General features: G+C 59.0%; 11 protein-coding genes. 5 read left to right on the top strand and 6 right to left on the bottom strand.

Features of this window, described 5'->3' with window-relative positions; genetic code table 11:
* Positions 1-34: 34 nt before the first annotated feature.
* Genes hfq through RUA4292_RS13935 form a run of 3 tightly spaced genes read left to right on the top strand, consistent with a single transcriptional unit; the run spans position 35 to position 1,848 of the window.
* Positions 35-274, top strand: a complete 240-nt coding sequence (gene hfq, locus RUA4292_RS13945) for an RNA chaperone Hfq (protein ID WP_005982826.1) — start codon at positions 35-37, stop codon at positions 272-274.
* Positions 274-1,545: a GTPase HflX gene (gene hflX / locus RUA4292_RS13940; RefSeq protein WP_058278084.1), complete on the top strand. Its 1,272-nt coding sequence runs from the start codon at positions 274-276 to the stop codon at positions 1,543-1,545. The genes hfq and hflX overlap by 1 nt, the downstream gene beginning before the upstream one ends.
* Before the next feature lie 18 nt (positions 1,546-1,563).
* A complete protein-coding gene (locus tag RUA4292_RS13935; protein WP_058278083.1) occupies positions 1,564-1,848 on the top strand; it encodes a putative quinol monooxygenase in 285 nt (94 codons plus the stop codon).
* 12 nt (positions 1,849-1,860) lie between these two features.
* Here the strand turns inward: RUA4292_RS13935 and RUA4292_RS13930 are convergent, their stop codons facing one another.
* The 4 genes from RUA4292_RS13930 to hemB form a co-directional block, all read right to left on the bottom strand.
* On the bottom strand, positions 1,861-2,256 hold the full coding sequence (locus RUA4292_RS13930) for a nuclear transport factor 2 family protein (RefSeq protein WP_058278082.1): 396 nt from the start codon (positions 2,254-2,256) through the stop codon (positions 1,861-1,863).
* Positions 2,257-2,364: 108 nt separating this feature from the next.
* The gene (locus RUA4292_RS13925) at positions 2,365-4,827 is read right to left on the bottom strand and encodes a penicillin acylase family protein (RefSeq protein ID WP_058278081.1); all 2,463 of its coding nucleotides are present in this window, start codon (positions 4,825-4,827) and stop codon (positions 2,365-2,367) included.
* 172 nt (positions 4,828-4,999) lie between these two features.
* Positions 5,000-5,572: a lipid-binding SYLF domain-containing protein gene (locus tag RUA4292_RS13920; protein WP_058278080.1), complete on the bottom strand. Its 573-nt coding sequence runs from the start codon at positions 5,570-5,572 to the stop codon at positions 5,000-5,002.
* A gap of 142 nt (positions 5,573-5,714) precedes the next feature.
* Entirely contained in the window at positions 5,715-6,713 is a 999-nt protein-coding gene (hemB, locus tag RUA4292_RS13915) for a porphobilinogen synthase (RefSeq protein WP_058278079.1), read from the bottom strand.
* A 119-nt stretch (positions 6,714-6,832) separates the two neighbouring features.
* Between hemB and RUA4292_RS13910 the strand changes: the two genes are divergently transcribed.
* Positions 6,833-7,360, top strand: coding sequence for a hypothetical protein (locus RUA4292_RS13910; protein ID WP_058278078.1), 528 nt, complete (start codon positions 6,833-6,835; stop codon positions 7,358-7,360).
* A gap of 19 nt (positions 7,361-7,379) precedes the next feature.
* The gene (gene mfd / locus RUA4292_RS13905) at positions 7,380-10,838 is read left to right on the top strand and encodes a transcription-repair coupling factor (RefSeq protein WP_058278077.1); all 3,459 of its coding nucleotides are present in this window, start codon (positions 7,380-7,382) and stop codon (positions 10,836-10,838) included.
* Here the strand turns inward: mfd and RUA4292_RS13900 are convergent.
* Positions 10,835-11,491, bottom strand: a complete 657-nt coding sequence (locus RUA4292_RS13900; protein WP_058278076.1) for a hypothetical protein — start codon at positions 11,489-11,491, stop codon at positions 10,835-10,837. The two genes, mfd and RUA4292_RS13900, sit on opposite strands and share 4 nt — an antisense overlap.
* On the bottom strand, positions 11,488-13,152 hold the full coding sequence (locus RUA4292_RS13895) for a tetratricopeptide repeat protein (protein ID WP_058278075.1): 1,665 nt from the start codon (positions 13,150-13,152) through the stop codon (positions 11,488-11,490). The genes RUA4292_RS13900 and RUA4292_RS13895 overlap by 4 nt, the downstream gene beginning before the upstream one ends.
* Positions 13,153-13,155: the final 3 nt, after the last annotated feature.

Here is a 13,155-nt window from a genome sequence, read left to right as displayed (position 1 = left end):
CGCGTAGCAAGAACAATGGCGAGATTATAATAATATGGCTTCGGACAGACAGAATCTGCAGGACGCGTTCCTGAATAATGTACGGAAAGCAAAGGTCCCTGTCACAATTTTCCTGATCAACGGTGTGAAATTGCAGGGTGTCATCACCTGGTTCGACAATTTCTGCGTATTGTTGCGCCGCGACGGACAGTCGCAGCTGGTCTACAAACACGCAATTTCAACGATCATGCCGTCGCAGCCGATCAACCTGTATGAGGGCGAAGACGCCTCTTGATGGAACATGAAAGGACGCGCACCCGGGCTTGGGTGCTGCATCCGGAAATCAAATCAGATGAACAGCGCCGTGTCCCTGGACCGGCGCTGGAAGAGGCGGTGGCACTGGCTGCCGCTTTGCCCGATCTGGATGTGATCGGGTCCGATATTGTGCGTCTGCCACGTGCTCAGCCGGGGCTGTTGTTCGGGACCGGCAAGATCGAGGAGCTGGGCGAACGGTTCCATGACGCCGAGGTCGAGCTGGTTCTGATTGACGGGCCGGTTACCCCTGTTCAGCAACGCAATCTGGAAAAAGCGTGGAAGGTTAAAATCCTCGATCGGACCGGGTTGATTTTGGAGATTTTCAGCGACCGCGCTCGGACCCGCGAAGGTGTGCTGCAGGTCGAGATGGCCGCGCTCAGCTATCAGCGTACGCGTCTGGTTCGCGCCTGGACCCACCTTGAACGTCAGCGGGGTGGATTGGGGTTTGTCGGTGGTCCCGGTGAAACCCAGATCGAGGCTGACCGAAGGGCGATCGACGATCAGCTTGTGCGCCTGCGCCGTCAATTACAGAAGGTGATCAAGACCCGGACCTTGCACCGAGCTGCTCGGGCCAAGGTGCCATATCCGATTGTTGCGTTGGTGGGCTATACGAACGCCGGTAAATCAACTTTGTTCAATCGCCTGACCGGGGCCGAGGTAATGGCAAAGGACATGCTGTTTGCCACGCTGGATCCGACCATGCGGCGGGTTGAACTGCCCGATGGTCCCGAGGTGATTCTGTCGGACACGGTAGGGTTCATTTCGAATTTGCCAACCGAACTGGTCGCGGCCTTCCGCGCCACACTTGAAGAGGTTCTGGGCGCAGATATCGTCGTGCATGTGCGCGACATCAGCGATGAAGACACCGAGGCGCAAGCCCGGGATGTCGAAACCATTTTGACCTCGTTGGGCGTCGATGACGAACGGCCCCGGCTTGAGGTCTGGAACAAGATCGACCTGTTGAACGAAGATGAGCGCGAGGCCAAGTTTGCCCGGGCCGACCGCGACCCGTCGATCTTTGCCATTTCCGCCGTGACGGGCGAAGGTATCGAACCATTGCTGGCCGAGATCGCGGTTAATTTGCAAGGGGTTCGGCACGAGACAGTTCTGACGCTGGCATTTGCCGAAGGCAACAAGCGTGCGTGGCTGTTCCGTCAGGACGTTGTTCAATCCGAAGAGCCGACGGATGAAGGATTTCAGATCACCGTATTGTGGACCGACAAGCAAGCGGCGCAGTTCGCCGCGCTTTGATCGACAAGCGAGGTCACGATGGCAAAAATTAAGGTGGTTCTGCGTGGTCATATTTCGGTGCCTGCCGACCGTGTCACACAGGTGCGGGAGGCGTTGCCGGACCACATCGCCCTGACTCGGGCCGAACCGGGTTGCATCACATTCGACGTTACAGAAGACGCGGATATTCCCGGTCGGTTCGACGTACACGAAATTTTTGAAAACCAAGCGGCCTTTGACGCCCATCAAGCGCGAACCAAAGCCTCGACCTGGTTCAAGGTGACAGAAGGCATTCCGCGCGACTACCAGATCACGCGCGTTTAGGCGGGGCGTCCGCTACTGCCCGTCTATCTGGCGCTGATAGTCGTCAGCATCGAACCAACCCAGCGACGTTTGCACCTTGTTGTCAGCGGTCAATTCCCATTCTTCCCAACCACGCGTGACGACGTGGTTGCCGGTCTCTGAGTGATGGCCTTCCAGCGTCCAGACAAAAATCGCGTGTGATCCGGCCCAGCGCAGCATGTCGCAGCGCACTTCCAGATCCGGGAAGTCGGCGTAGAATCCGCGCGCCATGTCTGCGACGGCGGCACGGCCGACAATTGGTTCACCCCGGTTGATCGTGATCTGCCCGTCGGGTGCAAAAAAGCTGGCAACCGCATTTGGGTCGCCCGAGCTCCACGCGATTGCGTAATCGCGTGCGAGATTGTTCAACATATCCCGAAAACTGGCCATCTGTACCCCCAAGGTCCCGAATTGTCGGCTTGCAGATCGTAGGCGAAAACACCTGCGCGCGTCCACGGCAGCTTGCAAAAGGGGCAAGGTCCTGCCGAAGCAGTGAAATCAGCGCGGGGTCAGGTTGGTTACACCGACCGCTGCCGCGCGGGCCAGATCCATGTCCAGTGACATGGGGATATACTCACCTCGCCGCCAAAGCTGGGCCTGATCGTCGTAGTAGCGCGACAGGAAATGCCCCGACTGGCCTGTGGCCGTGATAAAGACCGAACTGTTGGGATCGGCAAAATCATAGACACCGCGATATCCCGCACCGTGGACGTTTTGGAAAGGGTTGGGCCCTTCGCCCGATGTCCGCCCGCGCAGCAGGGTGTTGTCGCCGCCGCTGGTGGATTGGCGGATGTTGACGAAGAACCGCAGAACGGGAACCGTGCCCAGAACCGGGTGGTCATGCGTGGCCTGATGGGCGTCTCCCCAGCGCAGGGATTCCAGCGAACCACCGTATTTCTCGCTGATCCAGATCAGCGCATCGTCCAGCGCCAGTCGTGCCATGTCGGTACAGGTTTCCACGGGTGCGCTCTGACGCACGTCGCACCAGACCGACGCGCCGTCGATATCGCGGTACACCCGTTCGATGAAAAGCGGCTCAACATGTTTGTATTCGGCCGCCAGCGGCCCCAGCTCGTCCGAGATCAGCCGGATTTGCAGCGCGCGCAACCATGCGGCATAGATCAGCGGTTCAGGCAGGTGCTCGTTCATCTCACCGTTCCACTCGGCCAGCAGGGCCAGCGCGACCTGACGCTGGCGTTCCGGTGTGCCCTCGGGCGCAGAGGCTCCGGTAAACCAAAGATCGGCGCCGATTAGCGGCAGAAGTGAACGGGCGGTAAAGCTGACGGTATCAAGTTGCGCTTCGATAAAGCTGTCGCGGGTGTGAACCTCGCGCGATTGCATCAGGCGTTCCCAACGGTGCACCCTTTGGGTGTCGCCCCATTCGTATGAGACGTGGTTGGGAAAGGGGCGGTCGATGATCTTGTTGTTTGTATTGCCCAGAATCCCGCCTGCTGGCGTCACGAATTCGGGGTTGTTTGCATAAGGCAAGCGGCCTTGCCACAGGTTCTCGGCCAACCAACCGGGCGTTGGGATACGGCCGCGGCTTTGGTTGCGAAGATCTCGGTCAGGCATTGCGCCGATCAGCTTCATGCCGATCGTGTCCTTGTCGACCAGCGACAGATTTTGCGACGGCGCAATGAACAGCTCGGCCACGTCGATGGCTTCGCGCACACTGTCCGAATTCATTAATGCCATCGAAGCCGTCATCGACGTGTCGCGCGGGCTGAGCGCGGTCCATGACAACGACGCGACGTGTCCGGGCGGCGTGATCGTTTCCAGATCGTAATGGCTGCCGGGCAAGACGGGTCCGTTCTCGGTCCAGCGCAGGGTCAGGGTGATGGGGGCTTCGCCTTTGATCTCGATGATCGAGGGGCGAGAGCGAAACCGCTTGAAACCATCAGGCGACAGGTATTCTTCTGGGTTTTCCGGGTTCAGCTGTTCGATGTGAACATCCTGATCGTCCAGATAAGACGACGTCAGGCCCCAGCCCAATCGATCACTGCGGCCCGTCATGATCGCAGGTACGCCCGGAATGGTCGCGCCGATGACACCGCCTTTGGCAAGCTCAAGCCGTGCCAAGTACCAAATGCCGGGTGCGGTCAGGCCCAGATGGGGGTCGTTGGCCAGCAGGGTGCCCCCGATCGCGGAACGCGAAGGCGCAGCCGACCACGCGTTCGACGCCCCGGCCAAGCCGCGTCTAGGGAATGGTGACAGAGGCGAGTCTGGCATCGAGGTGCCTTCGGCATAGCGCGGCAGTCCTGGGAACAAAGACGCATATTCCGGCAGCGCCGCGATGCCCGCGCCTGGTACGTCTGGCAGGATATCGGCCAGCCGCTGTGGATCGTTCAGCATCAGGGATGTACGGGCGCGCAGGACCTCATCTTTCAAATGGCCGGACAGTTGTAAGCTCATCAGTTTGATGATCGCAATGCTGTCGCCGGGCTGCCACGGCGAAACAGATGCGTTGAACAGAAACATCTCGGGCGCGCCGCGTCCCAATGCGTTCTCATTGATCTCATCCAGACGGGCATTGACGCCCGCAGAATAAGCGCGCAGCGCAGCTTTGGTGTAATCGTCCTGCACCTCGACCGAGCGGTGGGCCAGACTGTACAGGTCAAACCGGCGCAAGAGCTTGTCGATAGGGACAGTGCGCTTGCCGAAAACTTCGGACAAACGGCCCTGCGCCGTGCGACGCATCACGGTCATCTGCCACAGGCGATCCTGCGCGTGGGCATAGCCCAGGCCAAAGAACACGTCCGGGTCGCTTTCGGCCAGAATATGCGGAACATTGGCGGTGTCGCGCACGATCTCGACCGGCGCACGCAGCCCGCTGACTTCGACGGTCTGGTCATAATCCGGCAGGGACTGGCTGGCCAGGAAGTAGACAAGACCCACAGCCGCAACGGCCAACAGGATCAGGCCCGTAGCAATCCGAACCAGCCAGCGAAAGACAAGATCCATGAACGCCCCATATCCCCATAATAAATTATTGGCTGAACCCTACTGGAAGGACCGGGCAACCGAAAGAGGAACGCCGCGCGAACGTTGAGTTAACATGTTGAGATGAAAAACCCCGCCACATGGTTTTGAACATGTGGCGGGGTCCGTGGCAAAGGGGGGGTGGTATTCGGTATCAGGGGATAATGCGCGTGTACTTGGTGCCTTCGACGGTCGCGCCGAATTTCAAACCGGCCTGTCCGAAAACGGCGGCAAGTACCGGTTTGCGCAATTGAGTTGTGTCGGTTGAGAGCGAGTCGCCGGTGGCATCGACGACGTAGCCGATATCCGCACCTGCGGTCCAACCGCTGGAGCGGCGGAAGTCATCTAGGGCGTCCTGCGTCATGAAGAACAGGACATGCGCATATTGTTGCGCGCCGATCTGCAGACCAGCACTGCCGGATAGGGCCGAGTAATAGTCTACCGTTGCGCCGTTGATGCGCAGCGCGCCCTGGCCATAGGCACCGCCAAAGATGAAACCGGCCTCGGTGATCAACGGCATCACCAGCATGCCGTCGGCTTTTTCGGCGATCTCGACGGTGTTGGGGTACTTGCTGAACATTTCGTTCAGCGTCACGTTCACACGGGCGTCGATTTGGGCCGCATTGGAATTGCCTACACCGTTTCCGCATGCAGCGGTCAGTGTGAGCCCGGCCATGCCAAGCGCAAAGCCACGACGGTTTAGTCGGGGAGAGTTGGAACTGCTCATGTTTTTTTCTCTGTATAAACTGCCTGAAGTGTCGGGTGTTCCCGATCTTGTGTGCAAGAATACGCCGATTGCGCCTGTGTGTCACGGGAAAGCTGGCTCAACAGCGTTCACAATCGGCGAAAAATCGCAACCGCCCGGGGTTTTAGCCTTGAAGAATGCGTGCAACCTGCGGTGCAAAGTAGGTCAGGATTCCGTCGCAACCCGCACGTTTGAAGGCCAGCAGGCTTTCCAGCATGACCTTCTCACCATCAATCCAGCCGTTCTGCGCAGCTGCCTGTATCATCGCGTATTCACCGGACACCTGATAGGCATAGGTTGGCGCGCCAAACGTGTCTTTCACGCGGCGACAGATATCCAGATAGGGCATGCCTGGTTTGATCATCACCATGTCTGCACCTTCTGTCAGGTCACGTTCGATCAGGCGCAGGGCCTCGTTCGAATTGGCCGGGTCCATCTGGTAGGTCTTCTTGTCTCCGGTCAGCGCACCGGACGCGCCCACTGCATCGCGGAAGGGGCCGTAGAATGCGCTGGCATATTTAGCGGCATAGCTGAGGATCATCACGTTGTGGTGCCCGGCACCCTCAAGCGCGCGGCGCATTGCGCCGATGCGGCCATCCATCATGTCTGAGGGTCCAATGATGTCGGCCCCGGCCTCAGCCTGCGCCAGTGTCATTTTGACCAGCGCCTCGACGGTCTGATCGTTCACGATCTCGCCATCCACGACATAGCCGTCATGGCCATTGATGTTATAGGGGTCCAGCGCCACGTCGGTCATCACGGCGATATCGGGGGTCGCAGATTTGATCGCCCGAATGGCCCGGTTCGACAGATTGTCTGGGTTCCACGCCTCGGCGCAATCTTCGGTTTTCAGGCTGGGATCAGTATAAGGAAAGATACAGATCGCCGGGATGCCCATAGCCTGTGCCTCAACTGCGGCCTTGGCGATCAGATCGACCGAGCGCCGCACAACGCCGGGCATCGAAGGTACGGGTTCTTCAATGCCTTCACCATCGCGCACAAAAACCGGCCAAATCAGATCGTCTGTCGTCAGCGCGTTTTCCCTTACCAACCCACGAATGGCATCGGATTGGCGCGCCCGGCGAAATCGCGTCTGTGGGTAGGGGGCGATGGTCGGTTTCATGTCGCGCTCTCCTTGAATAATCGTGCATTGGGTGGCATGAATTCCCGATGGTCTCAAGGGGAACATTGGACGCGCCTGCGCGAAGAACGCCCCAAGGACAATGAACAAAGGGCTGATGCGTGGATTTGCACTCTTCGATTTTCGAACTCATCGACATGCGCAGCTTTTCGAATCTGTGGTACTGGATTGTGTTGGCGGTGCTCTGGTCGTCGGCCAGCCACTGGGCGATGGGGGTTCCTTACGATCTGCTTGTGCGTGCCCGCCGCGTTGGCGGACAGTCCGAGCAGGACCTACTGGATATCGTTCGGATCAACGGCAACAGGCTGCTTTACATCGTTGATATGTCAGGTCTCGTTGTACTGGCCTTGAGTTGTTTCTTTTTTACCGGGCTTGCGATGCTGGGTTTCTATTATGGCGTTGAATTTGCACAGGCTGTGTTTTTGTTGCTGTTCCCGGTGAGTTTGGTGATGCTGATCAACATTCGCGCCGCGCGCAAGTTGCAAGGCATCGAGCCGGTGCTCGGAAGCGTGTCGAAGATCCTTGTACGCTGCAGGATTTACACCCAGATCATTGGCATGATCTCAATTGTCATCACGTCACTTTGGGGTATGTACCAGAACGTCTCGATCGGCGTTCTCGGGGGATGAAAATCAGAAAGGCAAGGCGATGACAGCTCCGAACCATGTGACGGTTGGCGGCGCTCCCGAAGGGTTTGACGCACAGCTTGTTCTGAATGAGATCACGCGCGTTGGCGGGCCGGTCTGCCACGTCGCGCGTGACGATAAACGGATGGAGGCGATGCGGGCCGCACTGGCTTTCTTCGCCCCCGATATGCCGGTCTTTGTGTTTCCGGGGTGGGATTGTCTGCCATATGACCGGGTGTCGCCCAACGCCGATATTGCGGCGGCGCGTGTGGCGACTTTGGCGGCACTGGTGCATCAGATGCCAGATCGGTTTGTCCTGCTGACCACGCTGAACGCGGCAACCCAGCGCGTGCCTGCGCGGGATGTACTGCGCGAGGCTGCTTTTACCGCCCGCGTGAACCATCGCGTCGACGAAACGGCGCTGCGGAACTTCCTTGTACGCATGGGGTTCACGCAAAGTCCGACAGTGATGGAGCCGGGCGACTATGCCGTTCGCGGCGGTATCATCGACATTTTTCCCCCGGGCGAATCTGGTCCCGTACGTCTGGACCTGTTCGGAGACGTGCTGGACGGCGCGCGCCGGTTCGATCCGGTTTCGCAACGCACGACCGAAAAGCTGGATGTTGTCGAATTGGCTCCGGTTTCCGAGGTCATTCTGGATGACGCCGCCATCACGCGGTTCCGCCAAAACTATCGCATCGAATTTGGCGCGGCGGGCACCGATGATCCGCTATATGAGGCGATCAGCGCGGGCCGCAAGCATCAGGGCATCGAACACTGGCTGCCGTTCTTCCACGAAAAGCTGGAAACCCTTTTTGATTATCTTCCGGATGCGACGATCACTGTGGATGATCAGGTGACACCCACGCGGCTTGCCCGCTGGGATACAATAGCCGATCAGTACGAAACGCGGCGTCTGGCACTGGAAAACCGTTCGCGCATGGATACGGTGTATAAGCCTACACCTCCCGGATTGCTCTATCTGGACGATGCCGCATGGGAGCAGGCGGTCGGGGACCGGCGGGTGATGCAGTTCAGCCCGCTGCCTCAGGCCAGCGGTCCCGGTGTGATCGATGCAGGCGGGCGGATTGGCCGCAATTTCGCACCAGAGCGGCAGCAGGAAAACATCAGCCTGTTTGGTGCTTTGGCAAGCCATATCACCGGCAAGATGGCCAAGGGACCCGTCTTGATTGCGTCGTACTCCGAAGGGGCACGAGAGCGCCTGACCGGATTGATCGAGGATGAAGGCCTTGCCGAAGCCGTCCCTGTCACCAATGGCACCCGGATTGGCAAACGCGGATTGCATCTGGCTGTCTGGGCGCTTGAGCACGGGTTTGAAACGCCCGGTCTGACCGTGATCGCCGAGCAGGACGTGCTAGGTGACCGCCTCATCCGTCAGCCTAAAAAGCGCCGCAAGGCCGAGAACTTCCTGACCGAAACCCAATCGCTCAGCCCCGGTGATCTGGTGGTGCATGTCGACCACGGGATCGGGCGGTACATTGGGATGGAAGTGGTCACGGCGGCCGGCGCTGCGCATGAATGCCTGCTGCTGGAATATGCCGAACAGTCCAAGCTGTATCTGCCGGTTGAGAACATCGAGCTGCTGTCGAAATACGGTCATGACGAAGGTCTGCTGGACCGCTTGGGTGGCGGCGCTTGGCAGGCTAAGAAAGCCAAGCTGAAAGAACGCATCCGCGAGATGGCGGACAAGCTGATCCGTATCGCTGCGGAACGCGCTTTGCGCAAAGCTCCGGTCATGGATCCGCCACCCCACGCGTGGGAGGAGTTCAGCGCGCGCTTTCCATATCAGGAAACCGATGATCAGTTGCGCGCGATTTCCGTGGTGATGGAGGACATGCATTCCGGCGCGCCGATGGATCGGTTGATCTGTGGTGACGTGGGCTTTGGCAAAACCGAGGTTGCCATGCGCGCGGCCTTTGTCGCCGCGATGTCCGGTGTTCAGGTGGCCGTGATCGCACCGACCACATTGCTGGCGCGTCAGCACGCGGCCAGTTTCAAGGAACGGTTCCGTGGCTTTCCGTTGGAGGTGCGGCAGCTATCGCGCTTTGTGTCCGCGAAAGATGCACAGCAGACCCGTGATGGTATGGCGCGCGGGACCGTCGACATCGTGATCGGCACCCATGCGTTGCTGGCCAAGGGTATCCGGTTCAACAATCTGGGCCTGTTGGTCATCGATGAAGAACAGCATTTTGGCGTCGGTCACAAGGAACGACTTAAGCAGCTGCGCAGCGACATTCACGTTCTGACCCTTACCGCCACACCGATCCCTCGGACACTGCAACTGTCACTGACCGGGGTGCGCGATCTGTCGATCATCGGCACACCGCCGATCGATCGTCTGGCCATTCGTACCTATGTTAGCGAATTCGATGCAGTCACTGTCCGCGAGGCGCTGCTGCGCGAACACTATCGTGGCGGGCAGAGCTTCTATGTTGTTCCCCGTATCTCCGACCTGCCAGAGATCGAAGAGTTCCTAAAAGAACAGCTGCCCGAGCTGACTTATATGGTGGCACATGGGCAAATGGCGGCGGGCGAACTCGATGATCGTATGAACGCTTTTTATGACGGAAAATATGACGTGCTGTTGGCGACGACGATTGTCGAAAGCGGGCTTGATATTCCCACCGCGAACACGATGGTCGTGCACCGGGCGGATATGTTCGGGCTGGCGCAGCTCTATCAGATCCGTGGTCGGGTAGGGCGGTCTAAAACCCGTGCCTATGCGTACCTGACCACCAAGCCGCGTCAGAAACTGACGGCGACAGCAGAAAAGCGCCTGCGGGTTCTGGGCTCGCTGGATACTCTTGGGGCCGGGTTCACGCTGGCATCGCAGGATCTGGACATTCGTGGTGCGGGCAACTTGCTGGGCGAGGAACAATCTGGCCAGATGCGCGATGTCGGCTATGCGCTGTATCAATCGATGCTGGAAGAGGCGATTGCCAAGATCAAAGCCGGTGAGATGGAAGGCCTGTCGGAAGCCGACGACCAATGGGCGCCACAGATCAATCTGGGCGTGCCGGTTCTGATCCCCGAAGATTACGTGCCCGATCTGGATGTGCGCCTTGGGCTTTATCGTCGCTTGTCATCGCTTTCGACCAAGGTCGAGCTGGAAGGTTTTGCCGCAGAACTGATTGACCGGTTCGGCACGCTGCCGAAAGAGGTGAATACCCTGATGCTGGTCGTGCGTATCAAGGCGATGTGCAAGCGGGCAGGGATCGCCAAGCTGGATGGCGGGCCGAAAGGCGCGACAATCCAGTTCCACAACGACAAGTTCGCCTCGCCAGAGGGTTTGGTCGAGTTCATTCAGAACCAACGCGGTTTGGCCAAGGTCAAGGACAACAAGATCGTCGTCAGACGTGATTGGAAGAAGGACAGCGACAAGATCAAAGGCGCATTCGCCATCGCCCGCGATCTGGCAGAAAAGGTCATGGCAGCGAAGAAGAAAAAGGCAAAAGCCTAGTCTCCGCTGACGAAAGTGCACAGCTGCCATTCGCCCGCGTCGGGTTTTACGAATGCGGCGCGGTGGCCTGTCATGGGCCAGAGAAAGTCGCCGTGCATGAATCCCCGCGTGCCGTCGGTCAGCATCACCGGTTGATAGTCGGCACCGTCGCGATAGTTTGGAACGATGACGATCTCGTAGCTGATGAGGCTCAGCGCTGGGGAGCCCGGCTCGGCAGCTTGCCGAAGGGTCACGTCCTCACCGGTCACAAAGTAGGCCACGTAAGGGTCCAATGAGGCAGGCAAAGTGATCTGCCATTGATGCGGCATCCAAAACTCGCCCTCGTCGTCGAAATAGCCCGGTTGGGACAGGGTGGTTTCCAGATCGCTCCAATAGGCTTGGCGGATCTGATCTTCTTGAGAGTCGCTAGTTTCCGGGGCGAGGTACTCGACAAACTCCTCGGGCCCGCCGTTTCCGCCATGGCTGAGGTAGATGTCCGGGCAAGCGGCTGCGATCACGGCCTCGGTATCCCGTGCGGCCACGCTCGCCAGCAAACTATCCCGAAAGGCCACGAGGGTAGGATCGCGGTCTGCTTCATCAACCGGCGGAAAAGACTGGCGGTCAGCCAGGGCTGGGCCGCAAATCAACAAAGACAATAGCAGTGCACGGGTCATTCTGCGGCCTTCATTGCTGCCTGCGCGCAAAAACACGAGGCCCCGACGGCCCTGTCAGCGCGGGCAAGTGCCAGATCAAGACGTTGTTTGATCAATTTGATCTCGACTGTCTCACCGCGTGCTTTCAGACAATCATGCAGGCCCTTCAAACTCCAGACATTGTCTGGGTGGATTGAGGCGCGGCTCAGAGTGCCGCCAAGCCCTAGATCTTCGCGATACACTGCTTCGGCCTCGGGCACGTGGCCCTGTTCGTACAACAGCGCACCAAGCGCGTGACGCGCGGGTTGCATCCACCCCCAAGGCTCGTCATAGGGCAGCGTGTCGTCCAATTCGACCGAGCGCCTAAGATGCGCGAATGCGGCGTCATAGTTGCCTTTGCGATACTCAATCTCGCCCCGCAGCATTTCGCGGGCGATGTCCAGCAAGTCGATCACGCGGTTGTTGTGTAGCAGCCGTGTTTCCGGAACCCGATCCTTGGCGGCAAGGAACAGTTGCTCTTCGGCCTCTGCTTCGGGCACAAGACCTGTGGCCGCATAAGCGATTGCACGGGCGTAATGGGTGGTTGCGGTGACAGTGCGGTAGAGATCCTGATCATCGGGCAAGGGCAGGGCCTTCGCTTCTTCCCACCGGCCAAATCGGATCAGGATATGCGGCCCCATCGACATGTAGCTTTCGAAGAAATCCGCCATGGGCGGGCTTTCCGTGCGCAGCATCTCTTCGGGGGTGGTGTCCCAGATGCCCTGATTGGCGCGCAGCGCGGGTTCCATCTGGCCAAGGAACAGCGCGCCGTAGATGGCAAAATGATAGTCGTGCTGGCGATAGCCTGTGTAGATGTTGAAGGCACCTTCGCGCTCATAATACTTCAGATCAGCCTCGGTCGCCTTTTCATTCCAGTGAACGACGTTCTGATAGTGCCCGCACAACACGTCGATATGGGTTGGCATATGCACCAAATGCCCCGCATCCGGGACCAAAGTGCGCAGGATATCCCCGGCCTTCAGCGCCTTTTCCGGTGTTGGCGACATCTCCATCAGATGAACATAGAGGTGCAACAGACCCGGATGCGACATCGCCGCCGGATCGTCTGCCATCGCGTCTTCCAGGGCTTTTTGCGCTTCCAGAGTCGCGGCGCCCTCAGCGGGATTACCGGTTTTCAGATCCCACATCTGCCAGGGGGTCAGGTTGAGCAGCGCCTCAACATAGATGGTGCGCAGATCGAGGTGATCCGACTGCTCTGCAAAGGCCACGCGCATCGCGTCGGCAAAATCGTGATCCCAGCTATGCATGTCGTCGACAGGATCGCGCTGTGGGTACCGCGCGGGTAGGGCGCGGATCAGCGCCTGTTCCGTCGGGCTGCACCCTTCGGCCAAAGCCACGGCTTTCTGCGTGGCATCATAGGCCAGCGCCAGCGCCTTTCGCCGTCCACGGTCATCCAGCAGGTTCCAAGGCAGGTTGTAATTCGGGCCCGCGGCATAAGCCACGCCCCAGTGGGCCAACGCGCAGTCAGGGTCAAATTCAAGCGCGCGCTGAAAACACACAACAGATTCGTCGTGGTTGTAGCCGTAGATCCAATTCAGCCCTCGGTCGAACCAGAGCTGTGCGTCTGCTGAGGCCGTCGTTATCGGACAGGTATATGCGCCAAGATCGTAGTAGTCGCTCACTGA

It is taken from the genome of Ruegeria atlantica, assembly GCF_001458195.1.
Classification (GTDB): domain Bacteria; phylum Pseudomonadota; class Alphaproteobacteria; order Rhodobacterales; family Rhodobacteraceae; genus Ruegeria; species Ruegeria atlantica.
Note: the sequence above shows the minus strand (reverse complement) of the source record. Positions and strands in the feature narration are given on the sequence as shown.

Excerpts from the sequence above, each read along its gene's own strand:
- hfq (WP_005982826.1), top strand. The coding sequence starts at position 35 with ATGGCTTCGGACAGACAGAATCTGCAGGACGCGTTCCTGAATAATGTA.
- hflX (WP_058278084.1), top strand. The coding sequence starts at position 274 with ATGGAACATGAAAGGACGCGCACCCGGGCTTGGGTGCTGCATCCGGAA.
- RUA4292_RS13935 (WP_058278083.1), top strand. The coding sequence starts at position 1,564 with ATGGCAAAAATTAAGGTGGTTCTGCGTGGTCATATTTCGGTGCCTGCC.
- RUA4292_RS13930 (WP_058278082.1), bottom strand. The coding sequence starts at position 2,256 with ATGGCCAGTTTTCGGGATATGTTGAACAATCTCGCACGCGATTACGCA.
- RUA4292_RS13925 (WP_058278081.1), bottom strand. The coding sequence starts at position 4,827 with ATGGATCTTGTCTTTCGCTGGCTGGTTCGGATTGCTACGGGCCTGATC.
- RUA4292_RS13920 (WP_058278080.1), bottom strand. The coding sequence starts at position 5,572 with ATGAGCAGTTCCAACTCTCCCCGACTAAACCGTCGTGGCTTTGCGCTT.
- hemB (WP_058278079.1), bottom strand. The coding sequence starts at position 6,713 with ATGAAACCGACCATCGCCCCCTACCCACAGACGCGATTTCGCCGGGCG.
- mfd (WP_058278077.1), top strand. The coding sequence starts at position 7,380 with ATGACAGCTCCGAACCATGTGACGGTTGGCGGCGCTCCCGAAGGGTTT.
- RUA4292_RS13900 (WP_058278076.1), bottom strand. The coding sequence starts at position 11,491 with ATGACCCGTGCACTGCTATTGTCTTTGTTGATTTGCGGCCCAGCCCTG.